Origin of the sequence: Streptomyces sp. NPDC021115 (genome assembly GCF_044333065.1) — a bacterium.
Lineage (GTDB): Bacteria > Actinomycetota > Actinomycetes > Streptomycetales > Streptomycetaceae > Streptomyces.
This window is the reverse complement of the sequence record NZ_JBIRQF010000024.1, coordinates 52,630-78,401: the sequence shown is the minus strand read 5'-3', so window position 1 is coordinate 78,401 and position 25,772 is coordinate 52,630. Positions and strand designations below refer to the sequence as shown.

Here is a 25,772-nt window from a genome sequence, read left to right as displayed (position 1 = left end):
TGAGCGCTGCGAGCCGACAGGAACTGCGCATGCGATACGCCCCGCCCGGCCTCTGTGTGAACGACTTCGCCCTGCTCCGCGACGGCGACGGCACCTACGCGGTGCTGCACCTCCAGGGCCCGTGGACGAGCGAGTTCGACCACCTGAGGATGGAGACCTCGTACGGCAGGGCCACCTCCGTCGACCTGGTCTCCTGGCGGCCCGAGGGCACCGCCTTCGGCAACGGCCTGCCCGGCCGCTTCGACCAGCAGGCGGTGTGGACCATGCACCCCGTTCCGTACGGCGACGGGATGGCGATGTTCTACACGGGCGTGAGCGGACTGACGGCGGGCGGCTGGCCGTTGCAGGCCGTCGGTCTTGCGTACTCGGACCGCACCGACGGCACGGGCTGGCGCCGCCACGGTACCGGGCCCGTCGTGGAGGCGGACGCCCGCTGGTACCGCACCGGTGAGCGCATGGGCTGGCGCGACCCGTTCGTCGTGCGCGACGACGAGTCGGACGGCTGGGTCATGGTCGTCTGCGCGGCCGACGCCTCCCTGCCCGTCGAGGTCAGCGGCTGCGTGGCGTGGGCGACCTCGGACGACCTGGAGCACTGGACGGTCCGCCCGCCGCTCATCTCACCCGGTGACGTGGACGAGCTGGAATGCCCGGTCCTCGAACGTCTCGACGACGGCAGCTGGCTGCTGATCGGCTCGATCGGCGCCACGCGCGGTTTCGAGGCGTGGACCGCGCCCCGGCTGCGGGGGCCGTGGACCCGGCGTGGTCCGCTGGGCCCGACCGGCTCGTACGCCCCTCGCGTCATCGCCGCCCCCGACGGCTCCCGCGTCGTCCTGCACACCACACCCCGCCGGGTCGGCCTGACGGACACCGGTGATCGCTGCCGCGGCATGCTGGCCCAGCCCAAGTCCCTGGTCGTCACGGAAGGTTCGGCACCCCGCCTGGAGTGGTGGCCCGGCCTGGACGCCTGGCTGCTGGAGGAGACGACGGAGCCGGCGCTGCACGCGGTCGGCGATCTCGACGTCTCCGGGCGCGTCGAGGTCACCCTGCGCACCGGCGACGACGGCCCCGCCCTCGCCGTCGGGTGCGACGGCACGAAACTCTGGATCACCGGCCCCGGCGGCAGCAGCATCGGAGAGACCGTCCTGTCCGAGCCCGCATCGGCCCTGCGCATCCTCACCGTCGGCGAGTACGTCGAGGTCTACGCCGACGGCGTCTTCGTCCTGACGAACCTGTGCTACTCGGGGCGCCCCACCCCGTGGACGGCGGTCTCGGAAGGCCGCACCCGCCCCGTCCCCGTCCGCCCGGTCCGCCTGCCCGACCCCGGCCGGGACGACGCCTCGGCCGTCTGGCCCGGACCGGCAACGCGTTGACGTCAACAGCGACTGGTGGCAGCGGGAGCCCGCCCGCCCCGATCGAGAACCATCACGTCATGCAGGTCGGCGCCGTCCCAGGGGTGCGCCTCGCCCACCTTGCGGTACCCCCACGCCCGGTAGGCGGCCTGCGCGGCCTCCACGTCCGGCCGGGCGTTGAGCAGCACGCGCTCCTCGGTGCCGCCCGCGAGCACCGCCTCGTGCAGCCGCCGCGCCACGCCCTGGCGCCGCCACGGCGCGCGCACGGCCAGCTCCATCAGCCCGAACGTCCGCCCCCGTCCTCCCGCCGCAGCTCGCCACTCACCGGCGTGATGAGCCGATCCCACCAGCCGGTGCTCGCGCTCAGCGGGTAGCCGTACGCGATCCCGACCGGCTCACCGTCGCCCGTGCAGGCGAGCGCGCCCCGGAAGGTCTTCTTGCGGACCTGCGAGCGGAACCGCCGGAAGTTCGCCTCGACCGAGTCCGACTCCTTGTCATACGGCGGCTCGGCGAACGCCTCTGCGTAGACCAGGGTGAAAGCTTCCTCGGCCCGCCCCGCCGCCACGCCGTCCATACGCTCAACAGTGATCATCGCTGGCCGCCCTCTCGCGTCGCCTCGCGGATACGTTCGATCACGTCACGTGCAGCGGGCGCATCGACGCTTACGGCGGATCGTTCGAACGCCCGTAAACGGCGCCGAAGCCTCGCCGACGACACACCACCGCACGCATCGAGCACGCCCGTCATCTCGTGGCACGCCTCCTCGACCTCGCTCGTGAGGAGCAGGGTCTGCGCGAGACGAGCCCGGTACCAAGCGGTGTTGCGGGTGTAGCCGCCGCCGAGCCCGGAGACCGCGGAGCGCAGGAAGGGCACGGCTCGCGCGGGCTGACCCCCCGTCGTGTAGTAGGCCGCCGTCGCGTAGTCCACCTCGACGGAACCGGCGAACCGCGCCCACCTCGGCACGTCCGCATCGGTGTCCGTACGCCCCTGGTAGGAGACGGCGCGGCTCAGCGCACGACGGGCGCCGGACAGATCACCCGCCTGCCCCGCCGCGCTCGCCTCCCGCAGCGAGATCACCAAGTGCACCGTCGGCCCCGCGCCCGCCCGGCGGGCAAGGCGGTAGGCGTTCTCAATGGCCGACGCCGCCTCCCACATACGCCCCGCGTCGACGGAGAGCAGGGAAAGCGTGTTGAGCGCCCGCACCTGCAACAGGGGGTCGTCGATGAGCTGTGCCGCCGTCATCGCTTCCATGCAGGCAGCGCGGGCCTCATCGGGCGGCCCGCCGTCGTATCCGAACCATGCGCGGTGACAGGCGATTTCGCAGACCATGGTGTGAAGGTCGCGACCGACCCTGCTCGTATAGACACCACCGCTGAGCGCGTGCGTAACGCGCCCCTCCAGCCGCTGGGCCCGCGCCTTCGCGGGGATTCCGCCGGACCGGTGGTCGACCGCGTAGAGATCGGTCAAACTCGCCCGGAACGCCGCCACCTCGCCGGCACCGATACGGATGCCGTGCCGATTCGGCAGGATCGCCGCTGCGGCGACCGCCCCGGACCCCGTGACGAATGCTCGACGTCTCACCTCTTCATCGTCGCCGATCCTTCCGGCAAACGTACGCCGGTACGAGGGAACCACGAATCCCATCTCCGCGAGCGGCAGGCCGAACATGGCCTCAAGCACGGCCTGTTGACCGGGATGCGGTACCGGAGGAGGCGACTCGCACTCCCACCGCCGGTACTGCCGGACGCTCACCGAAGCGTCGATACCCAGCCGGGCGGCCTCACGGCGGAAGGCAGCGACGAACGTCACCTGGGTGTACCCCGCTTCCCTGCGCAACCCCGCAAGCCGGGCGCTGTCCGCCATCAACGTCTCCCCACGCGCATGTCCGTCTACTCAGCGTAGCGATCCGGGAATGCGCCGCCTGGAAAACGTCCGCCCAAACGTCCTGTCGCGAGCGCCCCTCGACTCCCCAGGAGGCGCTGAACTGGTCGGGTACTCGCGAGACCTCAGCCAATGGGAGCTGACAATGACCGGCCTGCGCCTGCTGCCGTGGTCCGACCTCGAGGGCAGGCCCTGCTACCTGTCCTCGGACAACGGCAACAGCCCCCTGAACCGACGTGCGGACCAGATCGAGGAACTGCAACTGTCCATGGGGACGCAACTCCTCGGCCACGCCCGCGCCCTGCTGGACGCCCCCGCAGCGGACGCGCGAGAACTCCGCTTCCTGGCGGAGCGGCTGGGCGAGGCACTACGCGACGTCCTGCGGGTGGCGGAGAGCAGAGGCGGACGGCTTGCCGCCTCCAGCGAAGACGCGGATCTCGCCTGAGCGAAAACCGATCGACAGACGAGTCCGCACCGCACTGTGTCGGACATGTCACTCGTAGACTCCGGTCCCTGGCGTACGGGGACCGACGAAAGGGGCAGGGATGTCGCGGACCGAAGGGGCCCGGGTGTTCGGGAGGCGTGGATCGAGGGCGTGCGGCGGCACTTTCCCGGGGAGCCCAAGCCGGGGTATGTGACGCCTTGGGAGGACACCCCGGAGTGGGAGCGGGCGGCTGCCGGGGCCGTGTACGAGCAGGTACGGCAGTTCCTCCAGCTGAGTGAGGGGCATGCGGGGCGGCTGACGCGGGAGCAGCAGGGCCGCTTCGTCGCCACGTGCTGGACCGCACAGATGTACCGGCACTTCGAGGACCCGAAGCCCGGGTACGTCGCCGACTGGCCGGACCTTCCCGGCTGGCAGCGTGAGACGGACGCGGACATCTTCGAGGCGATCGAGAAGGGCGTCAGCTGACGCGCGCCCCCGGGCAGGCCGGAAGCGGACGGGAGCCGGGGGCCACCGGCGGGTGGCCGCCGATGAGACGGGAGGGGGCGGGGTCGCATCCCACCCCCGCCCGGCGCCCGCCCCACCGGGCGGACCGGAGGAGGGTCGGGTGCCAGGGGCCACTGGCGGTTGGCCGCCGCACGACGGGAGGGGGCGGGGTCGCAGGGGTGGGGTCCTGGACGACGACGTGTATTTGTGGCGCCCATTCGCGGCCCACCCCACGTCTCCGGGCACGGGCGCCAAAAATATACGAGTCCAGGGCTCTGCCCCGGAGGCCCCGCACCCGGCGCCCACCACCGAACCGACCGCGCACCCGCCCCGGGCTCACACCTCCGCGATCACCACCGCGGACGCGCCCCCCGCGTCGCGGCTCAGCGAGACGTGCCACCCGGCGACCAAAACGATATCTACTCCCGCGACTCAATGCTATCGTTTTCATGGCAGAAGCATTCGCGAAGGGACCGTCCGCATGGCCAGAACCGTCATCGACCTGGACGAAGACATGGTCGCCGAGGCCATGCGCATCTTCGGCACCAAGACCAAGGCCAAGGCCGTCCGCCTCGCCATGGAGGACGCCGTCAAGAGACACCTTCGCCAGGAAGGCTTCGACGCCATCGAAGCCGGTGAACTCGACTTCAGTGAGATCGTCGAGAACACCGGACCCCGCAACGCAGACGGCTCCCTCAAGCACAACGGCGACCGCGACGGAGGCCGGGCCGCCTGATGCAGGACCGCTATCTGGTCGACAAGTCCGCCCTGGCCCGCTGGACGAAGCCAAGCGTCAAGGAGGTGCTCAAGCCCCTGCACGAGCGCTACCTCCTCGCCGTGTGCCAGCCCACCGAGTACGAGATGATCCACTCCGCGCGGGACAGCTCAGAGGCGACCCGGATCAGCACCTGGCTCCACGCCTTCGACTACCTCCACGCCGACGACCACACCTTCGGCCACGCCCTGGAAGTCCAGCGCCACGCACTCAACGCAGGCTTCCACCGCGCGCTGTCCCTCCCCGACCTACTGATCGCCGCCACGGCAGAACTGCACCAGCGGACGATCCTCCACTACGACGGCGATTTCGACATGATCGCCTCCCTCACCGGGCAACCCGCCGAATGGGTCGTACCGCCCGGCAGCGCGGACCGTTGAGCAGGTCGAGGTCTTCCGCTCCCGGCCACTCTCGCGTGACCCATCGGCTGTGCACGCGGGACGGCTGACGCGGGAACAGAAGGGACGGGTCGGCTGACACGCGTTCCCGGCCTCACGCTTCCGCGATCACCACCGCCGACGCCACCCCCGCGTCGTGGCTCAGGGAGACGTGCCAGGTCCGTACGCCCAGCTCATCGGCGCGCGCCGCGACCGTGCCGCGTACGGACAGCCGGGGGCGGCCGCCGGGTTCGGTCCAGACCTCGGCGTCCGTCCAGCGCAGGCCGCCCGGGGCGCCCAGGGCCTTGGCCAGGGCCTCCTTGGCGGCGAAGCGGGCGGCCAGCGAGGCCGGGCCGCGGCGTTCGCCGCTCGGCAGGGACAGCTCGGCCTCGACGAACAGGCGCTCCGCCAGCCCCGGCGTACGGTCCAGCGACGCCGCGAAGCGGTCGATCTCCGCGACGTCGATGCCCACTCCGACGATCACGCGGTCACTCGACGGTCACCGACTTGGCCAGGTTGCGCGGCTGGTCGACCTCGTTGCCGCGGGCCGTGGCCAGCTCGCACGCGAAGACCTGGAGCGGCACGGTGGCGACCAGCGGCTGGAGCAGCGTGGGGGTGACGGGGATCTCGATGAGGTGGTCGGCGTACGGGGCGACCGCCTCGTCGCCCCGCTCGGCGATCACGATGGTGCGGGCGCCGCGGGCGCGGATCTCCTGGATGTTGGAGACGATCTTGTCGTGGAGGACGGACCGCCCGCGCGGCGAGGGCACGACCACGACGACCGGCACGTCCTGCTCGATCAGCGCGATCGGGCCGTGCTTCAGCTCGCCCGCCGCGAAGCCCTCGGCGTGCATGTACGCGAGTTCCTTGAGCTTGAGCGCGCCCTCCAGGGCGACGGGGAAGCCGACGTGGCGGCCGAGGAAGAGGACCGTGTTCTTGGCGGCGAGGGTGCGGGCCAGCTCCCGTACCGGCTCCATGGTCTCCAGGACCTCTTCGACCTGGGTGGCGATCTCGGACAGCTCGCGGATCACGGAGAGGATCTCGTCGCCCCACTTGGTGCCGCGCACCTGCCCGAGGTAGAGCGCCACCAGGTAGCACGCGACCAGCTGGGTGAGGAACGCCTTGGTGGAGGCGACGGCGACCTCGGGCCCGGCGTGGGTGTACAGGACGGCGTCGGACTCGCGCGGGATCGTGGAGCCGTTGGTGTTGCAGATGGCGAGGACCTTGGCGCCCTGCTCGCGGGCGTGCCGCAGCGCCATGAGGGTGTCCATGGTCTCGCCGGACTGCGAGATCGCGATGACGAGGGTGCGCTGGTCGAGAATCGGGTCCCGGTAGCGGAACTCGCTGGCCAGCTCCGTTTCGCAGGGGATGCGGGTCCAGTGCTCGATGGCGTACTTGGCGATCATCCCGGCGTGGTACGCCGTACCGCACGCCACGATGACGACCTTGCTGACCTCGCGCAGCACGGAGGCGGGGATGCGGACCTCGTCCAGGCAGAGGTTCCCGGCCAGGTCGATGCGGCCGAGGAGGGTGTCGGCGACCGCCTTCGGCTGCTCGGCGATCTCCTTGAGCATGAAGTAGTCGTAGCCGCCCTTCTCGGCGGCGGAGGCGTCCCAGTCCACGTGGTACGGGCGGACCTCGGCGGGCTCCCCGTCGAAGTCGGTGACGACGACGCCGTCGCGGCGGGCCTCGACGACCTGGTCCTGGCCCAGCTCGATGGCCTCGCGGGTGTGGGCGATGAACGCGGCCACGTCGGAGGCGAGGAACGCCTCGTCCTCGCCGACGCCGACGACCAGCGGCGAGTTGCGGCGCGCGCCGACCACCACGTCGGGCGCGTCGGCGTGCACGGCGACGAGGGTGAACGCGCCCTCCAGGCGGCGGCACACCTGGCGCATGGACTCGGCGAGGTCGCCGCAGGAGGAGAACGACTCGGCGAGCAGATGCGCGACGACCTCGGTGTCCGTCTCGGAGGCCAGCTCATGACCGCGGTCGGCCAGCTCGGCGCGCAGGGCGGCGAAGTTCTCGATGATGCCGTTGTGGACGACGGACACCCGGCCCGCGTTGTCCAGGTGCGGATGGGCGTTGGCGTCGGTCGGCCCGCCGTGGGTGGCCCACCGGGTGTGGCCGATGCCGGTACTGCCACTGGGCAGCGGCCGGTCGGAAAGCTCCTTCTCCAGGTTCGCGAGCTTGCCCGCCTTCTTGGCCGCGGCGAGCCCGCCGTCGGCCAGGACGGCGACCCCGGCCGAGTCATAGCCGCGGTACTCGAGCCGCTTGAGCCCGGCGAGGACGACATCGAGGGCGGACTGCCCTCCCACGTAACCAACGATTCCGCACATGCAGTGCAGCGTACGACCCACCGGTACGGGGGCCGACCACCGGCCACGCGCCGGACCTCGCATTTACCCCCATAACGGACCGGCCGCTCAGGCTCCCGCGTGGCACGGGGTGACAGACTCCACGCCCCCCGACCCGCTCCTCCGGCGGGCCCAACCCCGACAATGAAGGGATGATCACGTCTACCGCGCGCGAGGCGCGCACCGGGCCCGTGCGCGCTCCGCAGCGGCGGGGCGGCGAGGCGACCCCGTATGTGGACCTGTCCCGGGCCGAGTGGAGTGCGCTGCGCGACAAGACCCCGCTGCCGCTGAGCGCCGAGGAGGTCGAGCGGCTGCGCGGCCTCGGCGACGTCATCGACCTGGACGAGGTACGGGACGTCTATCTGCCGCTGTCCCGGCTGCTCAACCTGTACGTGGCCGCCACCGGCAGCCTGCGCGGCGCGCTGAACACCTTCCTCGGCGACACCAAGAAGGGGCACGGCACCCAGACCGGCACCCCCTTCGTCATCGGCGTGGCGGGCAGCGTCGCGGTCGGCAAGTCGACCACCGCCCGGCTGCTCCAGGCGCTGCTGGCCCGCTGGCCCGAGCATCCGCGGGTGGAGCTGATCACCACCGACGGCTTCCTCCACCCCAACGCCGAGCTCCACCGGCGCGGGCTGATGTCCCGCAAGGGGTTCCCCGAGTCGTACGACCGCCGCGCCCTGACCCGCTTCGTCGCCGATGTGAAGGCGGGCCGGGCGGAGGTCTCGGCCCCGGTCTACTCGCACCTGATCTACGACATCGTGCCGGGCGAGCGGCAGACCGTGCACCGGCCCGACATCCTCATCGTCGAGGGGCTGAACGTGCTCCAGCCCGCCCTGCCCGGCAAGGACGGGCTGACCCGGGTCGGGCTCGCGGACTTCTTCGACTTCAGCGTCTACGTGGACGCCCGTACGGCGGACATCGAGCGCTGGTACCTCGACCGCTTCCGCAAGCTGCGCCAGACGGCCTTCCAGGACCCCTCCTCGTACTTCCGCAAGTACACCCAGGTCTCCGAGGACGAGGCGCTGGACTACGGCCGCATGATCTGGCGGACCATCAACAAGCCGAACCTCCAGCAGAATGTGCAGCCCACGCGGGGACGGGCCACACTCGTGCTCCGCAAGGGCCCGGACCACAAGGTGCAGCGGCTCTCCCTGCGCAAGCTCTAAGGAGTTCCCGACGTGCTGCATCTGCGGCTGATCGCCCCGGCCGACCGGACGGACGCGGTGGTGCGCCTCCTGGAGGACACCGTGGGCACCGCCCACCTGATCGTCCTGCCCGGTGCCGCCCGCGATCCGGCCGGGGACGTGGTGCTGTGCGACGTGGCCCGCGAGGCCGGTGACGCGCTGCTGGGCGAGCTGCGGGCGCTCGGTCTCGACGAGCACGGCTCGATCGCCGTCGACGACATCGGCCTGTCCCTGTCGAAGCGCGCCGACCGGGCGGAGGAGGACGCCCCGGGGGAGGGCGCGGACGCGGTGCTGTGGGAGCACCTGGCGGACGCCACCCACGAGGAGTCCACCCTGTCGGTGACCTTCCTCGCCTTCCTCACCATCGCCACGATGATCGCGGCGTGCGGTGTGGTGCTGGACAACGCGGTCCTGATCGTCGGTGCGATGGCCGTCGGCCCGGAGTTCGGCCCGCTGGCCGGGCTGTGCACCGCCCTGGTGCGCCGCGCCCCGCGGCTCGCCGCCCGGTCGGCGCTGGCGCTGGTCGTCGGGTTCGCGGTGGCGATGGTCCTGACGACGGGCTTCAGCGTGCTGATGGACGCCTTCGGGCTGTTCAGCAAGGGCCAGCTGGACGGGAACCGCCCGAACACGGAGTTCATCTGGCAGCCGGATCTGTTCTCGTTCGTGGTCGCCGTGCTGGCGGGCATCGCGGGGACGTTGTCGCTGACCTCGGCGAAGTCGGGGGCGCTGGTGGGGGTGGCGATCTCCGTGACGACGGTCCCGGCGGCGGCCAACGCGGCGGTGGCGCTGGGGTACGGGGACGTCGACCAGATGGTGGGGTCGAGTGAGCAGCTGCTGCTGAACCTGGCGGGAATCGTGGTGGCGGGGACGCTGACGCTGCTGGCGCAGAAGTGGCTGTGGGCGCGCCGGGGGTAAGCCCCCACCCCGCGGCCTTCCCGGCACCTGTCGATTTGCGGCTCCGCCGCGCGAGGGGCCCCGCCCCCGACCCCCCTCTCCGCAAGCGCCGGAGGGGCTGGATTTCCAGCCCCTCCGGCGCAGCGAGCAGTCAGCCTGGCGCTAGCCCAGGGCCGACTTGACGGCGTCGGCCAGGCGGGCCGCCACGGAGCGGGCCTGGTCGATGTCGGCCGCCTCCACCATCACGCGGACCAGCGGCTCCGTGCCCGAGGGGCGGAGCAGGACGCGGCCCGTCTCGCCCAGTTCGCGCTCCGCCTCGGCCACGGCCGAGGCCACGTCGGCGCTGCTGGCGACGCGGGACTTGTCGACGTCGGGGACATTGATCAGCACCTGCGGGAGGCGTTCCATCACCCCGGCGAGGTCGGCCAGGGTGCGGCCGGTGGTGGCGACGCGGGCGGCGAGGAGGAGGCCGGTGAGGGTGCCGTCGCCGGTGGTGGCGTGGTCGAGGGCGATGACGTGGCCGGACTGCTCGCCGCCGAGGGCGTAGCCGCGGCTCTTCATCTCCTCCAGGACGTAGCGGTCGCCGACCGCCGTCTGGACCAGCTCGACGCCCTCGCGCCGCATGGCGAGCTTGAAGCCGAGGTTCGACATCACGGTGCCGACGACGGTGTTCCCGCGCAGCGTGCCCGCCTCGCGCATGGCGAGGGCGAGGACGGCGAGGATCTGGTCGCCGTCGATCTCGCGGCCCACGGAGTCCACGGCGAGGCAGCGGTCGGCGTCGCCGTCGTGGGCGATGCCGAGGTCGGCCTCGTGCTCGACGACGGCGGCCTGGAGCGGGGCCAGGTGGGTGGAGCCGCAGCCCGCGTTGATGTTGAGGCCGTCCGGCTCGGCGCCGATCGTCACGACCTCGGCCCCGGCGCGGGCGAACGCCTCCGGGGAGACCCGGGAGGCGGCGCCGTGGGCGCCGTCGATGACGACCTTGAGGCCGTCGAGTCGGCCCGGGAGGGCGCCGACGAGGTGGGCTACGTACGCGTCGAAGCCCTCCGCGTAGTCGCGCACCCTGCCCACCCCGGTGCCGGTGGGCCGGTCCCACGGCTCGCCCGAGGCGTGCGCGCGGTACGTGGTCTCGATGCGGTCCTCCAGCTCGTCGGCGAGTTTGTGGCCGCCGCGGGCGAAGAACTTGATGCCGTTGTCGGGCATCGGGTTGTGGCTGGCGGAGAGCATCACGCCAAGGTCCGCGTCGAGCGCGCCGGTCAGATGGGCGACCGCGGGCGTCGGCAGCACGCCCACCCGCAGCACGTCCACGCCCGCGCTGGCGAGCCCCGCCACCACGGCGGCCTCCAGGAACTCCCCGGACGCGCGTGGGTCCCGCCCGACCACCGCCACCGGCCGATGGCCCTCGAAGGTTCCCACCTCGGCGAGCACGTGTGCCGCCGCGACCGACAGGCCGAGCGCCATCTCAGCCGTCAGGTCGGCGTTCGCGACGCCGCGCACACCATCCGTACCGAAGAGTCGTCCCACTGGTGTCCTCCGAGATTGCGAGCTGAGGGGGCTGAAGCTTGCGTGGAGATTGATAGACGCTTGCCTGTAGGTATACGCCCCCTGGTGGCGATAGCCGAACGCCCCGGAGGCACGAGTGGTGCCGCCGGGGCGTTCGGGCGAGCGGCGGAAGCCGCCGAACCGCGAAGTGAAGCGGATTAACGCTTGCTGTACTGCGGCGCCTTGCGGGCCTTCTTCAGACCGGCCTTCTTACGCTCGGTGGCGCGGTCGTCACGGGTCAGGAAGCCGGCCTTCTTGAGCGGGCCGCGGTTGTTGTCCACGTCCGCCTCGTTCAGCGCGCGGGCGACGCCCAGGCGCAGCGCACCGGCCTGGCCGGAGACGCCACCACCCGCGATGCGGGCGACGACGTCGTAGCGGTCGTCGAGCTCGAGCACCTTGAAGGGCTCGTTGACTTCCTGCTGGTGCACCTTGTTGGGGAAGTACTCCTCAAGGGTGCGACCGTTGATCTTCCACTGGCCGCTGCCCGGGATGATGCGGACACGGGCCACGGCGTTCTTGCGGCGCCCGGTGCCGGCGGCCGGCTGCGGGTCACCGAAACGCGAGGCCATCGACTCGGAGGTGTACTCCGACTCGATCGTCTCCACGCTCTCGGTGGTGTACTCCTCGACATCGAGGGGGGTCTCGGCGGTGGTCTCGGCCACGATGCTCCTCAGATTCTTTTCGTCTTAGGGGGTGGCCGGACTTACTGCGCGACCTGGGTGATCTCGAACGGGACCGGCTGCTGAGCGGCGTGCGGGTGCTGGTCACCCGAGTACACCTTCAGCTTCGAGAGCATCTGACGGCCCAGGGTGTTCTTGGGGATCATGCCCTTGATGGCCTTCTCGACTGCCTTCTCCGGGTTCTTCGCCAGGAGCTCGTCGTAACGGACGGAGCGCAGACCACCGGGGTAGCCCGAGTGGCGGTAGGCCATCTTCTGGGTCCGCTTGTTGCCGGAGAGGTGCACCTTGTCGGCGTTGATGATGACAACGAAGTCACCCGCGTCGACATGCGGCGCGTACACCGGCTTGTGCTTCCCCCGCAGGAGGGTGGCGGCCTGGCTGGCCAGACGGCCGAGGACAACGTCGGTGGCGTCGATGACGTACCACTGACGCTGCACGTCGCCGGGCTTGGGGCTGTACGTACGCACGGTCGTAGCCTTCGCTTCTTCAGTGAGTGTGGTCCTGACAAGGCCACCCGGACGATCACGACAGCCCTGGCCGCACCTCGGTGACGCATTCCGAGTGCGTGCCGCTGGTCATCGGCCCGGTGAACCGGCGTAAGGGCCCCTCACGTGAGAACGAGCAAGCCAATACGCATAACGAACGAGCAGAATACCGGCCCCTACCCACGGGGGTCAAAACGCCTCCCTGGCCGCAGCCGGGTCCCGGCTGTCAGCTGCCCCCATTAGGATGCGCGCCATGAGCTTTGGGCAAGGGGGGCCGTACGGGCCCGGGGGATCTCAGCCGCCCCAGTCGCCTCAGTCGTCCCGATCGTCGACGCCGGACTGGGCCGCGATGGCCGATCACAGCGCCACGCGCGACCGCCGTCGCCGATGGCTCTTCATCGGGGGCGCGGTGCTCGCGACGGCGGCCGTGGGCGCGATGGTCGCCACGGCGGTGGTCAGCAGCAACGACGACGGCGGGTCCTCGGACGACTCGGCGAACCATCTGCCCTCGCAGCCGACGCTGCCGCGCGAGTCGGAGTCGCCCGAGCCGTCGTTCTCCAATGTGGCGCCCCCGGCGCCGCCCAAGCCGCTGGACATCATCTCCGACGCCAAGCGGGACAAGGCGCCGCTGAGCGCCAGGACGCTCTTCCCCGACGAGGAGGCCGCCAAGGAGGGCCGCAGTTACGCGAAGGCCGCGACCTCGTCCACGGCGAGCTGCGCCGCGGGCACCCAGGGTGGCCTGGGGTCGGTGCTCAGCGCCAACGGATGCCGCAAGCTGCTGCGCGCCACCTTCTCCCGGGACGGCGTGGCCACCACCATCGGCGTCGCCGTCTTCGACGGGCGCGCGGAAGCGGAGAAGGCGAAGAACGGGTACAAGCCGAACGTGGCATCGCTGTCGGGCGGCTCGGTCCCGTCGTTCTGCCGCCAGACCGCGTGCCGCACCTCGGCCAACGCGATCGGGCGGTACGCGTACTTCACGATCTCCGGCTACACCTCGGGGAAGAAGGTGACGGAGTCGGACACCGAGGCGCTCCAGGCCGGGCGCGACATGGCCGACTACACCTTCCGCCGCATCCTGGCCCGCGGCAACGCGCAGGCGTCGGCGGCCGCGGGTTCCAACGGCTGACGCGGCGCTCCCAGGGGCGTCCGGAAGGGGGTCCGGCATGACGGAGCTGGTGGGGTTCCGGCTCGGCGACGGCACGACGAGCGTGATCGTCGAGGTGGACGACGACGAGCCGGGGGTACGGCTGGCCGCCGGCGGCCGGAACGGGGTGCCCGATGCGAGCGCGGCCTTCGACGCCGGGTTCGCCCGGGTCAGGGAGGCGGCCGCACGGGCGCTGACGCAGCTCAGCACGCTGCCCGAGCCGCCGTCGACGGTGGAGCTGGAGTTCGGCGTGAAGCTGAGCGCACAGGCGGGGGCGGTGATCGCCAAGACCGGGGTGGACGGCCACCTCAGGATCAAAATGACTTGGGAGCGCGGTCCCGGCCGACCCGCCGCGGAGGACGAGGGCGCGGACGAGGACGGGTGACGGGCACCTCGCCGACGGGCATCTCGTCGAAGGCCGCGTCGGCAGGGGCAGCGTCGGCAGGGGCGGCGGGGCTCGGGGGCGCGTCCTCCGGCGGGATCACCGCCGTCAGCTCCGTCACCGGCTCCTTCTGCTCCCGGCGGTCCAGCTGGCTGCGGTAGATCGTCACGCCGCCCATCACCAGCGCCGCGCTCAGCACCGCGATGACGCCCGGTCCCAGCAGCCCGGAGTCCCCGCCGGTCTCCACGGCCATCACCAGGACCGCCACCGGGGCCCGCACCACCGGCCCGAGGCAGGCGGCCATGCCCACGATCACGAACATCGCCGGGCTCTGCGGCGCCCATCCGAGCGGTTCGGTCAGCCGCCACACCGCCGCCCCGACGCCCGCGCCGACCACGAACCCGGGGCCGAAGATGCCGCCGGAGGCGCCCGAGCCCACGGTGAGCGCGGTACCGACGATCTTCGCCAGCGGCACCAGCAGCACGGCCCAGAGGGAGAGGCCGAGCAGCACGTCCCGCTCCATCGCGCCCTCCATCAGCCCGTACCCCGTCCCCAGGACGCCCGGGACGAGCAGGCCGAGGCAGCCGACCGCGAGGCCCCCGGCGGCGGGGAACGCGAGCTTGCGGAGGGTCGTACGGGAGCGCGGCTCCACCCGGTCGTGGACCCAGTAGAACGCCGCCGCGTACAGCCGCCCGGCGCCCCCGGCCAGCAGTCCGATCACCACCAGCAGCGGCAGGTCCCCCAACCCGATGGCGCCGCTCACCGAGTGCTCGCCGAAGACCGGGCCGAAGCCGAAGCAGACGCCGAACGCCGCGTATCCGGCGGCGGAGGCGAGCAGCGCCTTGGGGACGATGCTCACGTCGGCGTCCTTGCGGTACAGCAGCTCAGCGCCGAGCAGCGCCCCGCCCAGCGGCGCCCGGAACACCGCCCCGACCCCGGCGGCCAGGCCGATCACCACGGCGGTGCGGGCCTGTGCGGGGGTCAGCCGGGCGCGGCGGGCGAAGACGGAGCCGAAGGCGGCGGAGATCTGGGCGGCCGGTCCCTCCGTACCGGCCGAGCCGCCGGAGCCGATGGTCAGCGCGGAGGCGAGCATCTTCACGATCGTCACCCGGCCGCGCATGCTCAGCGGCGCGTGGTGCGCGGCGGCGATGGCCGCGTCGGTGCCGTGCCCGCCCGCCTCGGGGGCCAGCCAGCGCACCAGGGCCGCGGCGGCGAGCGCGCCCCCGGCGACGACGAGCGGCACCGCCCAGGGGCGCTCGAAGGAGGACGCGAGTTCGAAGCCGCCCTCGATGGTCGTGCGGTACGGGTGGTAGCCGCCGAGTTCGCCGAGCACCCAGTGGGTGCCGAGCTTCAGCAGGCCGAACAGGCCCGCCGCCCCTAACCCCGCGACCGCTCCGATGCCGACCGCGAGCAGTGCCCACCGGGCCAGGGTGTCCCCGCCGGGTTCGTCACCCGGAAGCCATTTCTTCCGCCGGGACCCGCCATATCGTAGGCTTGGCACTGGAGCTCCCTCGGGCCGGTATGCACCATCTTCTCTTCTCGTGGTTCATATTGGCATCCCCACAACGTTCCTGACGTTGATTCACACACTGATTCGAGGGGGAGACGATGCACGGGATCACTGGGGAACGGGAACCTCTGATGCCGGATCTGACCGGCCTCCCCCTGGACGACATCCTGAGCGGGTCCAGCAGCGCGCTGGTCAACGCCCTCCACCGGGTCGTGGACGAGGTGGCCGCGGCCGAACCCGCCGTCTCCGCCTATGACTCGGGTGCCCAGCTCCTCCCCACCGCGCCGTCCGACCGGCCGTGACCCACGGCTTATCGCACGCGTTCTGGCCGGACGAGGCGCTGGACGTCGCCGCGCTGCGCGCCGCGGGCGTACCCCGGCTGCCGTTCCGCGAGTTCCTGCTGAAGGTGCACAGCCGGTGCAACCTCGCCTGCGACCACTGCTACGTCTACCGGGGCGCCGACCAGAGCTGGCGCGACCAGCCCCGCGCCATGGCCTGGCCGACCGCCGAGCGCACCTGCCGCCGCATCGCCGAGCACGCCGCCGCGCACCGGCTGCCCTCCGTACGGGTGCTGCTGCACGGCGGTGAACCGCTGCTCGCCGGGGCGGAGTTCCTCGGACGGCTGGTGCGGCGGCTGCGCGAACTGCTGCCGCACCACACCCGGCTCGACGTCCTCGCCCAGACCAACGGCACCCTCGTCGACGGGGCGGTGCTGCGGCTGTGCCACGACCACGGCATCCTGCTCGGCGTCAGCATGGACGGCGACCGGGCCGTCCACGACCGGCACCGGGCCCGCGCGGGCGGCGGCGGCAGCCACCGGGCCGTCGCCGACGCGCTGACCCTGCTGGGCCGCCCGGAGTACCGGCCGCTGTGGGCCGGGGTGCTGTGCACGGTGGACATCGCCGCCGACCCCGCCGCGACCTACCGCCATCTGCTGTCGTTCGCGCCCCCGGCGATCGACCTGCTGCTGCCGCTCGGGCACTGGGGCAGCCCGCCGCCCGGCCGTACCGCCGATCCGCGCCACGTTCCGTACGCCCGCTGGCTGACCACGGTCTTCGACCTCTGGTACGGGGCTCCCGAGCAGACCGTCCGGCTGCCGTTCTTCGAAAGCGTCCTCGATCTGCTGCTCGGCGGCACGAGCCGCGTCGAGTCGGTGGGCGGCGGCCCGTCCCGGCTGGTGGTGGTCGAGACGGACGGCCGCCTCACCCAGTCCGACCTGCTCAAGACGGCGTACGCGGGGGCGCCGGACACCGGGTGCGATGTGTTCCGGCACGGCCTGGACGCCCTGCTCGACCATCCCGGGATCGTGGCCCGCCAGCTGGGGCGGGACGCGCTCGCCGCCGAATGCCGGGCCTGCCCGGTGGAGGCGGTGTGCGGCGGCGGGCTCTATCCGCACCGCTACCGGCCGGGGGCGGGCTTCCGCAACCCGTCGGTCTACAGCCCCGACCTCAAGGCGTTCATCCGCCATGTCGCGGATGTCGTCCGGGCCGACCTGGCGCGGCTGTCCGGCGCCGGGGCGGTCCGGTGAGCGCTCCCTCCGGCTTCCTCGCCCCCACCCGGGCCGATCTGGAGTCCGTGGGGCGCGGCGGCGGCCCGGTCCGGCCGGAGCTGCTGCGGGAGGCCGTGCGCAGCCGGACCCTGCTGCTGCTCCGGGCGCTGAACGACCTGTCCAGGGCCGCCGGGCCCGCGGTTCCGGGCCTGGCCGCGGGTCTTGCGCTGCTGGCCGCCGTGCAGCGCCGCTCCCCCGCGGCCTTCGCCGCCGCGCTCGACCTCCCGGCGACCGGTGCGTGGGCCGCGTACTGCGTGCGCGCCGCGACCGCGGCGGGCCCCGGGGCGCCGCTGCCGCCGGAGGCCGACGGCCTGGCGGCGCTCGCGGGCGCGGCCGCGCACCGGGCCGGGATGCCGTACCGGATCACGGTCGGCGCCCTGGACGGCGCGGTGCCGCTGCCCGGCCTCGGCCTCGCCGTCCTGCCGTCCGGCACCGCGCGCGCCGAACTCCGCGGCGCGGGCGGGGAGTCGGTGCTGTGCGGCGGCGGCCGTACCGTACGCATCCCCCGGGCCGCCGGAGCCCGGGCGCCCGGCTGGCACCCCGAGCCCCGGATCCGCGTCACCGCCGCGGGCCGCACGCTGGACGTGGCGCTGGACTCCCTGCACCCCTTCCGCCAGGGCGGCGCCCCGCTGCCGCCGCGCCCGCTCGGCGCGGCGGAGCGGCGCGCCTGGCGGGCCGACACGGCGGCGGCGTGGGCGCTGCTGGCGGAGCGTCACCCGGCGCGGGCGCGGGACGTGGCGGCGACCGTGGCCTCGATCGTGCCGCTGACCGGGCCCTCGCCGTGGACCAGCGCCAGTTACGGCGACGCCGTCGGCGCGGTGGGCCTCTCCCCGCACCCGGACGCGGCGTCGCTGGCGGCGGCGCTGGTGCACGAGGCCCAGCACGCGAAGCTGTCCGCCCTGCTGACGGTGGTGGACCTGCTGGACGCCCCGCCGGAGTTACGGGCGTACGCCCCCTGGCGCGACGATCCGCGGCCGCCCGCCGGGCTGCTCCAGGGGGCGTACGCCTTCCTCGCGGTCACCGGCTTCTGGCGCGACGAGGCCGCTCGGGCGGGGACGGACGAGGAGGTCCACACGGCCCAGACCCACTGCGCCCGCTGGCTGCGGCCCACCGCCGACACCGTGGCGGCCCTGGCCCGCTCCCCGTGGCCGACCGCCGAGGGCCGCCTGCTGCTGGAGGCGATGCGGCGCACGCTCACCGACTGGGCGGCGACGGCCGAGATCGCGCCCACGGCCGCCGCCGAGGCCCGCTCGGCGGCGGTCCGGCACCGGGTCCGCTGGCGGCTGCGGCACGCCCCCGCGCCGCCGCGCACGCTGGTGGACGCGCTGGCGGCCGCGTACGGGGCGGGGCTGCCCGCGCCCCGGGAGGCGGCCCGGCTGCTGCACCGGTCGCCCGCCCTCACCCCGGACGCCGGGCCCGACCCCGCCGCCGCCATGCCGGAGCTGCTGCGCGCGGTGCGCGAGGCCGCGGGCCCCGCCCCGGCCCCCGGCCTCGCCGACTGGCTGCGCCCGGTGGTGGAACGCTGCGCTGCCCTGCGGGCTCAGGACGGCGGGGGCTCGATGTCCCATTCGGCGCGGACGCCTTCGGCGGCGGCGCGGGCCTCGGGGTGGTCCTCGCCGATGGTCGACCGGTAGCGGCCGAGCACGGTCCCGCGCAGCTCCTCCGCCCGGTCCGGCTGCCCCACCGTCTCCAGGTCGAGCGCGAGGTTGCGCAGCACGGCGAGGGTGCTGGGGTGGCTGTCGCCGAGCAGGGTCTCCAGCCGGGCGGCCAGCTCGGTGTTGAGCGCCCGGGACTCCTCGTGGTTGCCCAGCCGGGCCAGGCCGGTGGCGAGGTTGGCCCGGGAGAGCAGCACCCAGGGGTGGTCCGCCCAGAGGGCGCCGGCGATGCCGGGGGCGGTGTCCTGGTCGAGCCGGTGGGCGCGCGGGTGCTCGCCGAGCGCCCGGAGCGTCACGGCGTGGTTGAGGGCTGCCAGGTAGGTGTACGGATGGTGCTCGCCGAGCACCTCCCGGTACCCCTGGTGGGCCTCGGCCCCGCGCTGGCCCGCGGCCTGGAGGTCGCCGGTGACGCGCAGGTCGTTGCCGAGGTTGGTGAGGGCCGCGAGGGCGTCGGGGTGGCGGTCGCCGACGGTGCGGCGGTAGTGGTCGAGAACCAGCACGGCCAGCTCCAGGCCGCGTTCGTAGTCCCCGGCCTTGCGGCAGCTGACGGACAGGTTCTTGATGGCGCGCAGGGTGTGCGGATGGGTCTCGCCGTAGTACTGGCGGTAGGTGGCGACGGTCTGTTCCTGGAGGGTGCGCGCCTCCGCGTACTCACCGCATTCGCGCATGTCGCGGGCGAGGTTGTTGACGGTGAACAGCGTGGAGCGGGCCGTCGCGCCCAGGACCATGGCCCGGACCTGCCAGACCTTCCGGTCCAGCTCGCGGGCCTCGGCGAACCGGCCGGACAGCCGCAGGCTCACGGCGTAGTTGTGGCCCGCCATCAGGGTGTTGGGGTCGTCGGTGCCGAAGACCCGCACGCTCTTGGCGTAGGTGTCCTCGTCCAGCTCCAGGGCCTCCCGGAAGCGGCCGGTGGCGCGCAGGTCGGCGGCGACGCCGCCCGCCAGGTTGAGGGTGTCCTCGTGCTCCTCGCCGACGGTGGCGCGCAGCCGCCGCAGCGCGTCCGCGTTCATCTCGCGGGCCTCGTCCAGGCGGCCCAGGGAGCGCTGGGCCGCGCCGAGCAGCCGGATCAGGTTGATGGTGCGCAGATCGTCGGGGCCGAGGCGGCGGCGCCACTCCGTCAGGGCGCGCCGGGCCAGCTCCACGCCGCTGCGGAAGTCGCCGCGGGCCAGCAGATAGCGGACGACGTTGAGGACGGTGTGGCAGACGTCCGGGTCCTCGCACTCCAGCATCCCGGAGGTCTCGACGTGCGGCAGGATCTCGGTGTACTGCTCCCAGTTGCGCAGCATCTCGGGGTCGCCGGGGTCGTGCGCGGACAGCAGCAGATGGGCCAGATGGGCCGTGGACTCGGCCGCCCCGGCGTCCAGCCCGTCCTGGAGGACGCTGCGCACCAGCCGGTGCAGCTGCACCGTACCGGCCCGGTTGTCGATGGTGAGGAGCGAGTAGCGGCCGATGTCGCGGATGGCCCGGGCCCGGTTGAGCGGTTCCTTGACGGTGCGGGAGAGGGCGGCGGGCAGGCTGAGCAGCCGGGCGTTGTGCAGCAGGGACAGCGGCACCGGCTCGGGGCCGAAGAAGGCCAGCAGCCGCAGCAGTTCGAGGGCTCCCGCGTTGCGCGTCCGCAGCGAGTCCATGGAGACCTGCCACACGGCCGCCACGGATTCCGCGCCGCCGACGGTCATCGGCTCGGCGAACACCTCGGAGCGGCGGCTGGCCAGCAGGCCCAGGTACTCCTCGACCTGCACCCCGCTGTTGACCTGCCAGGCCGCGGCCTGCTCGATGGCGAGCGGCAGGTCGCCGAGGGCGTCGGCGAGCCGCGACGCGTCCGCGTCGGTCATGGTGGTGTCGCGGCGGCGCAGGAACTCGACGCTCTCCTCGCGCGTGAAGACGTCCACCTTGAGGGCGCTGACCTGGTCGGCCCAGCCGCCGTCCCGGGAGGTGATGATGACGTGGCCCGCGCCGCCGGGCACCCCCACCATGTGCGGGATGTACGGCAGGACGTCCTCGGGGCCGAGGGCGTTGTCGAGGACCAGCAGCCAGCGCTTGACCGGGAAGCCGGAGGCCAGGGCGGAGATGACCTTGTCGACCACGCCGTCCACGTCGGGGCCCTCGATGCCGAGGGTCGCGCCGAGCGCGGAGAGCGAGGTGCGGATGACGGCGGGCTGTTCGGCCCGCACCCACCAGACCAGCTCGTACTCCTCGGCGTACCGGCGGATGTACTCGATCGCCAGCTGGGTCTTGCCGACGCCGCCGAGCCCGTACAGCGCCTGGGGCAGCACGGCCGCGCGGCGGCCCTCGGTGAGATAGGACCGCAGCATCCGCAGATGCTCCTCGCGGCCGGTGAAGTTGGCGTTCGGCAGCGGGACGCTGCCGGGGGCGCGCACAGACCCGCCGGGCGGCGCACCGGCGGAGCCCTGGTCGGGGGCGGACCCCGGAGGGGTGTCCGGGGCGGCGCCGTTCTCCTGCGGGGGTCCGGCCGGTGGCGGGCCGGACTGCCGGGCGGCGGCCTGCGGGGGGCCTGCCGATGTGGACGATGCGAGCCGTTCCGTGTCCGGAGCGCTCCCTGACATGGTCTCTCCCTTGGTGCGGACGCCCGGAAGTTCGCTGCGGTCGTCGGGCGGGGAAGGCGACGGATCCACCAGGACGCGCACCTGCTGCGCGAGCCTGCTGTACGGACGGCCGAGCGCGAGGAGCGCGGGGTGGGCGGCCGCGGCCAGCTCCCGTTCGGCGGGGGTCAGCCGGTCGTCGACCGGCCCGTCGGGCGCGGCGAGGTACCGCGGCAGCAGATCGGGGCGGGCGCCGATGGCCTTGGCCGCCACCGCGGACACCCCTTGGAGGGCGCGGAACAGCTCGCCCCGGCCGAGCCCGCCGAGGAGCTGGTTGCGCACGCCGTCCCGGAACGCGAAGCAGGCGAGGCCCGTGGCGGCGGCGGCCGGGGCTGGACGCTCCAGCAGCCCGCTGAGCAGGACTTCGGCCAGCGGCAGCGGGCCCAGCCGGGGCAGCACGGCCTTCTTGACGTGCCGCATCACCTCCAGGGTCAGCGGCGCGAGCGCCAGATGGGAGGCGAGCAGCCGGGCGGCGGGCGAGGCGGCGGCACGGAAGTTGCGCACCCGCTCGGCCGGGGCGAGCGGATCGTCCTCCTCCGGGGTGCGCGGGGCGGCGGCGCAGCGGGCCGCGAGCCCGTCCGCGTCGGTGAGCAGGGCGGCGGCGGGCAACCAGCCGCCGCCGGTGCCGGTCACCAGCCGGGCCCAGGTGGCGAGCCATTCGGGCTCGATCTCCAGCACGGGTACGGGCACGGGCCGGTCCTCCGGCGGGCCCTCCCCGGGTAACGGCTCGTCCACGGCCGGGTCTTCCGCGTCCCGGTCCTCGTCCTCCGGGGCCGGGCCCGGGAGGCGCAGACCCAGCTCGGTGTTGGGCAGCCCGCCCGCGCAGGCGCGCAGCGAGACGTCCAGCGGGACGGCGTCGCAGCGGTCCCACATGTGGTGCGGCAGCGGGTTGAGCACGGCGACGGGGCCGCACCGCGCCCAGAGGTCGAGCAGCCGGGGCACGGTGCCCCGCGACCATGCCTCGCCCACGCAGTCGCTGAGCAGCAGGATCAGCCTGCGGCGCTGGGGGTGCAGCAACTCCTGCGGATCGTGGTCCCCGGCGTCTGCGTCCGGGCGCAGGACGGCCTCGCCGGGCTTCCAGGTGTCCAGCCGCCAGGGCCGTACGTCGCTGAACGCGCCCTGCTGCTGGAAGACCTCGGTGAGCGCCCGGGCCGCGCCGTCCCAGACGGACATGGAGACGCTGTCCTCCACGACCAGGGCGAGATCGAACCAGGGTTCATCGGCGCCCTCGAACACCGGCTCCCAGTAGCCCTGTTCGGCGGCGCGGACGGCGGTGCCCTCCTCGTCCAGGGTGAAGTGGCGGGTGGAGGGGAGGCGGCGCCCGAAGGGGCGCAGGGCGCGGCCGAGCCCCAGCGGGTCGCTCAGCTCGACCTGGCCCTGGGGCTCGTCGGCGCCCCAGGGCCAGACGGCGTGCAGCGCGGCCGCGCCGGGGCCGCCCGCCGCCCGGTCGAGGACGTAACCGGGCCAGCGGGCCCCGGTGGTGGGCGCCCCCGTGGCGCCGCCGGGCCGCTGGGGTTCGGCAGGGACCGCCGCGGGCAGGGGCGATCGCGGGCCGTCCTCGACGCGCTCGCCCCGGCTCGGGGAGGGCGCGTGCGGTGCGTCGGGGGCGGGGCCGGGGTCGGGCGGGGTGTCCGGTGCGGGGTCGGGGGGTGCGTCCAGCGGGGCGGCCACGGAGGCGGCGGCCTGCCGGATGCGCTGTTGCAGCAGTACGGCCTCCGCCCACTCCCGGGGCATGGGGTCGTCGGTCTCCCGGCCGTACCGGTACCCGGTCATGTCGGTGGTTCCGTGCCCAGCGCGTGCCACAGGGCGTCGCGGAGCCGCGCCCAGGAGGTCTCGTCGGATTTGGCCGCCCCGTTGGAGAGCATGTGCACGGTGTTGAGCAGCTGGTCGGTCGCCAGGCCGCCGTGCTCCCTGCTGTGGTCGAGGAATTCACGGATCAGCTCTCTGGTCTCGCGGCCCCGCTCGCCGCCGAAGTGGGCGGTGACCATGGCGGTCAGCCGCGCCTCGTCGGGGTCGGGCATCCGGATCTCCAGACAGCGGCGCCGGAACGCGGGCGGGAATTCGCGCTCCCCATTGCTGGTGATCACGACCACCGGGAACTCATGACAGCGGACATGACCGTTCGCGACCGGAACGGTGTCGGTGTGGTCCGCGGTCATCACCTTCACGACCGGGCGCTGCCGGTGGCGCTCCAGCTCGCGGATGCGGAACTCGCCCTCTTCGAAGACATGGAGCAGATCGTTCGGCAGGTCGATGTCGCTCTTGTCCAGCTCGTCGACGAGCAGCACCCGGGGCCGGGTCCAGGGCAGCAGGGCCGTGCCCAGCGGGCCCAGGGTCAGATAGCGGCCGAGATCCGGCAGGACCCGGTCCTCGGCGGCCCCGCCGACCGGCGGCGGGGTGTCCTGGACGCGGCCGATCGCGTCGTAGTCGTACAGCCCGTCCTTGAGCGTCGTACGGCTGACGATGGGCCATGACAGCACCGGGCCCAGGCCCAGCTCGGCGGCGATCCGGTACGCCAGGCTGGACTTGCCGGTGCCGGGCCGCCCGGTGACCAGCAGCGGGCGCCGGACGTGGAGGGCCACGTTGACCATCTCGACGACGGAGCGGTCCAGCGTGCCGCCCTCGGGCCTGCCCATCCGGCGCCGGCCTTCCGGGGCGCGGGCGGGCGGCGGCAGCGGGGCGCCGGTGTCCTCGAAGACGCGCCAGGGCGGCGGTGCCGGGATCGGCGGCGCCGCGTGCTCCCCGGAGGGCTCCCGTCCGCTGTCGTGGAACACCCACCAGGGCGGGGCGCCCGCACCGGCCCCGCCGCCCGCACCACCCAGCCCGTCCCCGCCGCCCAGGCCGCCTGGGATGCCGTCGATGTCATGCCGATCGGTCATGTTCCCCCCTGATCGGCGGATGCAGCAGTACGGACCGCAGCTCCTCCAGGCCGTCCGGGCTGTCCCATACGAGGCTGAGGTCCACGTCGAGGTCCACGTCGAGGTCCGCCGACAGCATCTCGCCGTTGCCTCCAGGTCGCAGTCCACCTCTCAACAGTCTTACCCGCTCGGGAAGATCGGTGAGTGCCGTTGTGAGGAAGTTTCGTATTTCTTGGCGTCCTGCGACCGTTTCGCCCCCGCTGCGTACCCCGACCAGCGCCGGAATACCCGCCTCCACCAGGACGGACAGATAGTCCGTGGCCTCGTCCCCGGTGTGCCTGGGCGGCTCGAACAGGACGAAGCAGACCGGGGTCTCGGCGTGCCGCAGCCGTCGGCGCAGTCTCCGGGGCTCCAGCACCACCCCCGGGTCGACCCACTCCACGGCCGCCTCCTGGTACTCCCGGCCATGGCTCTGGAGCCAGCGCCAGCGGCCCCGCAGATGGTGGTTGACGTGCGGCAGCCGCAGCCGCTCCCAGGGGCGGACCACCACCGTGTGGTCCTCGCCGATCGGCCGCGAGGACAGCCCCGTGGGGCGTACCTCGAACCGGTCGACGTCCAGCCAGATCAGATGCAGCGGCAGGACGAACTCCACCTGGAGCCCCGGGGCGAGCAGCCCCAGCCGCTCGATGGCCTCCCGGTGGACCGCCTCGACCCGCGCCTCCAGTTCGTCCCGCCCCCGGGCCCTGGCATCGCACAGCAGCGGGAACTCCCGCGACCGGTCGTCCATCAGCCGCGCCCGGACGCGGAACAGGGTGGTCGCCGCGCGCGGGGACGAGATCTCCACGACCAGGCTCCGCTCGCCGACCGGAAGCCCCGCCTCCGCCGCCTCCCGCTCACGGGTGGCGTCGAGCAGTCCTGGCGGCCAGTCGAGCCGCCTGGCGACCTGGTTGTTCCACTGCCGCAGCCCCTTGCGCAGCGCGGTCCGCTCGCCCGCCGCGACCCGCTCCACGAACGTCATCAGCGCCGGCGCCCGGCCCTCCACCTCGACGTCGTCCTCCAGGTCGCGCACCAGCCGCTCCACCCGGCCGCTCCAGGAGTCGTCGCCCTCACCGGCCCGGCCGAGCAGCTCGAACGCGTAGCGGGAGAGGGCGGTCAGCTCCGTCACGGCGGCGCCGTCGAGCAGCAGCGCGCACAGATCCCGGCGCTCGACGTCCGTCAGCAGCGGCACCGGACAGCACCGGTCGACCAGTTGCCAGGCCTCCACCAGCACCACGGTGCCCTCGAAGTCCTCGCCGACCGCGCGCAGCAGGACGCGCAGCCCGTCGGGGTAGCGGTCGCAGACTTCGGCGATGGACCGCAGGTCCCAGTCCTTGACGGTGTGCCGCTCCACGGGAAGCGTGACCCCGTAGTGCTCCCCGACGTAGTGGATCAGCCGGTCCCGCCAGGCGGTGCTGTCCGTCAGCCGGCCGAGGATCCTGGCCAGCTCCTGGTAGAGGTCGAACGCTCCGAAGCCGGTCATCCGGCCCGCCCCGCGTCCTGGTTGGGTTCGTCCACTCCCGCGCGCTCCCCCCGAAACCCGCCCCGGCTCCGCGTCGTTCGCTCCGGGGCGTTCGACGTACGGTGTC

At 73.3% G+C, this 25,772-nt stretch carries 23 protein-coding genes and 1 pseudogene; 12 read left to right on the top strand and 12 right to left on the bottom strand.

The genetic code is table 11. The annotated features are described in order from the left end of the window. Positions 1-29: 29 nt before the first annotated feature. A complete protein-coding gene (locus ACH4TL_RS40840) occupies positions 30-1,370 on the top strand; it encodes a mucin-1 (protein WP_398330281.1) in 1,341 nt (446 codons plus the stop codon). A gap of 2 nt (positions 1,371-1,372) precedes the next feature. On the opposite strand, the gene ACH4TL_RS40835 is transcribed toward ACH4TL_RS40840, so the two are convergent. Genes ACH4TL_RS40835 through ACH4TL_RS40825 form a run of 3 tightly spaced genes read right to left on the bottom strand, consistent with a single transcriptional unit; the run spans position 1,373 to position 3,212 of the window. Next, a complete protein-coding gene (locus tag ACH4TL_RS40835) occupies positions 1,373-1,696 on the bottom strand; it encodes a GNAT family N-acetyltransferase (RefSeq protein ID WP_398330279.1) in 324 nt (107 codons plus the stop codon). Further along, complete coding sequence (locus tag ACH4TL_RS40830) at positions 1,627-1,941, bottom strand: hypothetical protein (RefSeq protein WP_398330276.1); 315 nt, start codon at positions 1,939-1,941, stop codon at positions 1,627-1,629. Before ACH4TL_RS40830 ends, ACH4TL_RS40835 begins: the two co-directional genes overlap by 70 nt. Next, complete coding sequence (locus tag ACH4TL_RS40825) at positions 1,938-3,212, bottom strand: hypothetical protein (RefSeq protein ID WP_398330273.1); 1,275 nt, start codon at positions 3,210-3,212, stop codon at positions 1,938-1,940. The genes ACH4TL_RS40830 and ACH4TL_RS40825 overlap by 4 nt, the downstream gene beginning before the upstream one ends. 163 nt (positions 3,213-3,375) lie before the next feature. Between ACH4TL_RS40825 and ACH4TL_RS40820 the strand changes: the two genes are divergently transcribed. From ACH4TL_RS40820 to ACH4TL_RS40805, 4 genes and pseudogenes are all read left to right on the top strand, one after another. Next, a complete protein-coding gene (locus tag ACH4TL_RS40820; RefSeq protein WP_398330270.1) occupies positions 3,376-3,675 on the top strand; it encodes a hypothetical protein in 300 nt (99 codons plus the stop codon). 100 nt (positions 3,676-3,775) lie between these two features. Continuing rightward, positions 3,776-4,140, top strand: a pseudogene (locus ACH4TL_RS40815) (hypothetical protein). Positions 4,141-4,639: 499 nt separating this feature from the next. Further along, a complete protein-coding gene (locus ACH4TL_RS40810; RefSeq protein ID WP_398330267.1) occupies positions 4,640-4,894 on the top strand; it encodes a type II toxin-antitoxin system VapB family antitoxin in 255 nt (84 codons plus the stop codon). Further along, entirely contained in the window at positions 4,894-5,313 is a 420-nt protein-coding gene (locus ACH4TL_RS40805) for a PIN domain nuclease (RefSeq protein WP_398330264.1), read from the top strand. Before ACH4TL_RS40810 ends, ACH4TL_RS40805 begins: the two co-directional genes overlap by 1 nt. 112 nt (positions 5,314-5,425) lie before the next feature. Here ACH4TL_RS40805 and ACH4TL_RS40800 read toward each other — a convergent pair whose 3' ends face one another. Both ACH4TL_RS40800 and glmS read right to left on the bottom strand, forming a co-directional pair. After that, complete coding sequence (locus tag ACH4TL_RS40800) at positions 5,426-5,794, bottom strand: holo-ACP synthase (protein WP_398330261.1); 369 nt, start codon at positions 5,792-5,794, stop codon at positions 5,426-5,428. A gap of 4 nt (positions 5,795-5,798) precedes the next feature. Next, complete coding sequence (gene glmS / locus ACH4TL_RS40795; RefSeq protein WP_398330258.1) at positions 5,799-7,646, bottom strand: glutamine--fructose-6-phosphate transaminase (isomerizing); 1,848 nt, start codon at positions 7,644-7,646, stop codon at positions 5,799-5,801. 170 nt (positions 7,647-7,816) lie between these two features. Between glmS and coaA the strand changes: the two genes are divergently transcribed. Beyond that, on the top strand, positions 7,817-8,833 hold the full coding sequence (coaA, locus tag ACH4TL_RS40790) for a type I pantothenate kinase (RefSeq protein ID WP_398330255.1): 1,017 nt from the start codon (positions 7,817-7,819) through the stop codon (positions 8,831-8,833). Positions 8,834-8,845: 12 nt separating this feature from the next. Beyond that, positions 8,846-9,766 (top strand): DUF389 domain-containing protein, encoded by a 921-nt coding sequence (locus ACH4TL_RS40785; protein ID WP_398330252.1) that lies wholly within the window; start codon positions 8,846-8,848, stop codon positions 9,764-9,766. A gap of 141 nt (positions 9,767-9,907) precedes the next feature. Here the strand turns inward: ACH4TL_RS40785 and glmM are convergent, their stop codons facing one another. From glmM to rplM, 3 genes are all read right to left on the bottom strand, one after another. Beyond that, positions 9,908-11,266, bottom strand: a complete 1,359-nt coding sequence (gene glmM / locus ACH4TL_RS40780; protein ID WP_398330249.1) for a phosphoglucosamine mutase — start codon at positions 11,264-11,266, stop codon at positions 9,908-9,910. Positions 11,267-11,442: 176 nt separating this feature from the next. Further along, entirely contained in the window at positions 11,443-11,946 is a 504-nt protein-coding gene (rpsI, locus tag ACH4TL_RS40775) for a 30S ribosomal protein S9 (RefSeq protein ID WP_398330247.1), read from the bottom strand. 41 nt (positions 11,947-11,987) lie between these two features. Continuing rightward, positions 11,988-12,431, bottom strand: a complete 444-nt coding sequence (rplM, locus tag ACH4TL_RS40770; RefSeq protein WP_398330244.1) for a 50S ribosomal protein L13 — start codon at positions 12,429-12,431, stop codon at positions 11,988-11,990. Between the two features lie 271 nt (positions 12,432-12,702). Between rplM and ACH4TL_RS40765 the strand changes: the two genes are divergently transcribed. Both ACH4TL_RS40765 and ACH4TL_RS40760 read left to right on the top strand, forming a co-directional pair. Then, on the top strand, positions 12,703-13,575 hold the full coding sequence (locus tag ACH4TL_RS40765; RefSeq protein ID WP_398330241.1) for a hypothetical protein: 873 nt from the start codon (positions 12,703-12,705) through the stop codon (positions 13,573-13,575). A gap of 37 nt (positions 13,576-13,612) precedes the next feature. Continuing rightward, on the top strand, positions 13,613-13,978 hold the full coding sequence (locus tag ACH4TL_RS40760) for a CU044_2847 family protein (protein ID WP_398330238.1): 366 nt from the start codon (positions 13,613-13,615) through the stop codon (positions 13,976-13,978). Here the strand turns inward: ACH4TL_RS40760 and ACH4TL_RS40755 are convergent. After that, positions 13,908-15,476 carry a chloride channel protein gene (locus ACH4TL_RS40755; RefSeq protein WP_398330235.1) on the bottom strand — a complete coding sequence of 523 codons (1,569 nt, stop codon included), beginning with the start codon at positions 15,474-15,476 and terminating at the stop codon, positions 13,908-13,910. The two genes, ACH4TL_RS40760 and ACH4TL_RS40755, sit on opposite strands and share 71 nt — an antisense overlap. A gap of 140 nt (positions 15,477-15,616) precedes the next feature. Between ACH4TL_RS40755 and fxsA the strand changes: the two genes are divergently transcribed. From fxsA to ACH4TL_RS40740, 3 genes are read left to right on the top strand one after another with little or no spacing between them, the layout of a single operon-like run. Beyond that, on the top strand, positions 15,617-15,787 hold the full coding sequence (gene fxsA / locus ACH4TL_RS40750; RefSeq protein ID WP_398330232.1) for an FxSxx-COOH cyclophane-containing RiPP peptide: 171 nt from the start codon (positions 15,617-15,619) through the stop codon (positions 15,785-15,787). After that, positions 15,784-17,013: an FxsB family cyclophane-forming radical SAM/SPASM peptide maturase gene (locus ACH4TL_RS40745; protein WP_398330229.1), complete on the top strand. Its 1,230-nt coding sequence runs from the start codon at positions 15,784-15,786 to the stop codon at positions 17,011-17,013. Before fxsA ends, ACH4TL_RS40745 begins: the two co-directional genes overlap by 4 nt. Further along, positions 17,010-18,668 (top strand): aKG-HExxH-type peptide beta-hydroxylase, encoded by a 1,659-nt coding sequence (locus tag ACH4TL_RS40740; protein ID WP_398330226.1) that lies wholly within the window; start codon positions 17,010-17,012, stop codon positions 18,666-18,668. The genes ACH4TL_RS40745 and ACH4TL_RS40740 overlap by 4 nt, the downstream gene beginning before the upstream one ends. On the opposite strand, the gene fxsT is transcribed toward ACH4TL_RS40740, so the two are convergent. From fxsT to ACH4TL_RS40725, 3 genes are read right to left on the bottom strand one after another with little or no spacing between them, the layout of a single operon-like run. Beyond that, the gene (gene fxsT / locus ACH4TL_RS40735) at positions 18,575-23,062 is read right to left on the bottom strand and encodes an FxSxx-COOH system tetratricopeptide repeat protein (RefSeq protein ID WP_398330223.1); all 4,488 of its coding nucleotides are present in this window, start codon (positions 23,060-23,062) and stop codon (positions 18,575-18,577) included. The two genes, ACH4TL_RS40740 and fxsT, sit on opposite strands and share 94 nt — an antisense overlap. After that, entirely contained in the window at positions 23,059-24,168 is a 1,110-nt protein-coding gene (locus tag ACH4TL_RS40730) for an AAA family ATPase (RefSeq protein WP_398330220.1), read from the bottom strand. The genes fxsT and ACH4TL_RS40730 overlap by 4 nt, the downstream gene beginning before the upstream one ends. Then, on the bottom strand, positions 24,152-25,666 hold the full coding sequence (locus ACH4TL_RS40725; protein WP_398330217.1) for a hypothetical protein: 1,515 nt from the start codon (positions 25,664-25,666) through the stop codon (positions 24,152-24,154). The genes ACH4TL_RS40730 and ACH4TL_RS40725 overlap by 17 nt, the downstream gene beginning before the upstream one ends. Positions 25,667-25,772 lie beyond the last annotated feature (106 nt).

What these genes read in the sequence shown, in the direction of transcription:
- fxsT (WP_398330223.1), bottom strand. Translation starts at nt 23,062, where the DNA reads ATGACCGGGTACCGGTACGGCCGGGAGACCGACGACCCCATGCCCCGG.
- ACH4TL_RS40725 (WP_398330217.1), bottom strand. Translation starts at nt 25,666, where the DNA reads ATGACCGGCTTCGGAGCGTTCGACCTCTACCAGGAGCTGGCCAGGATC.
- ACH4TL_RS40830 (WP_398330276.1), bottom strand. Translation starts at nt 1,941, where the DNA reads ATGATCACTGTTGAGCGTATGGACGGCGTGGCGGCGGGGCGGGCCGAG.
- glmS (WP_398330258.1), bottom strand. Translation starts at nt 7,646, where the DNA reads ATGTGCGGAATCGTTGGTTACGTGGGAGGGCAGTCCGCCCTCGATGTC.
- ACH4TL_RS40730 (WP_398330220.1), bottom strand. Translation starts at nt 24,168, where the DNA reads ATGACCGATCGGCATGACATCGACGGCATCCCAGGCGGCCTGGGCGGC.
- ACH4TL_RS40820 (WP_398330270.1), top strand. Translation starts at nt 3,376, where the DNA reads ATGACCGGCCTGCGCCTGCTGCCGTGGTCCGACCTCGAGGGCAGGCCC.
- ACH4TL_RS40760 (WP_398330238.1), top strand. Translation starts at nt 13,613, where the DNA reads ATGACGGAGCTGGTGGGGTTCCGGCTCGGCGACGGCACGACGAGCGTG.
- coaA (WP_398330255.1), top strand. Translation starts at nt 7,817, where the DNA reads ATGATCACGTCTACCGCGCGCGAGGCGCGCACCGGGCCCGTGCGCGCT.
- ACH4TL_RS40840 (WP_398330281.1), top strand. Translation starts at nt 30, where the DNA reads ATGCGATACGCCCCGCCCGGCCTCTGTGTGAACGACTTCGCCCTGCTC.
- ACH4TL_RS40805 (WP_398330264.1), top strand. Translation starts at nt 4,894, where the DNA reads ATGCAGGACCGCTATCTGGTCGACAAGTCCGCCCTGGCCCGCTGGACG.
- ACH4TL_RS40810 (WP_398330267.1), top strand. Translation starts at nt 4,640, where the DNA reads ATGGCCAGAACCGTCATCGACCTGGACGAAGACATGGTCGCCGAGGCC.
- fxsA (WP_398330232.1), top strand. Translation starts at nt 15,617, where the DNA reads ATGCCGGATCTGACCGGCCTCCCCCTGGACGACATCCTGAGCGGGTCC.
- ACH4TL_RS40825 (WP_398330273.1), bottom strand. Translation starts at nt 3,212, where the DNA reads ATGGCGGACAGCGCCCGGCTTGCGGGGTTGCGCAGGGAAGCGGGGTAC.
- ACH4TL_RS40765 (WP_398330241.1), top strand. Translation starts at nt 12,703, where the DNA reads ATGAGCTTTGGGCAAGGGGGGCCGTACGGGCCCGGGGGATCTCAGCCG.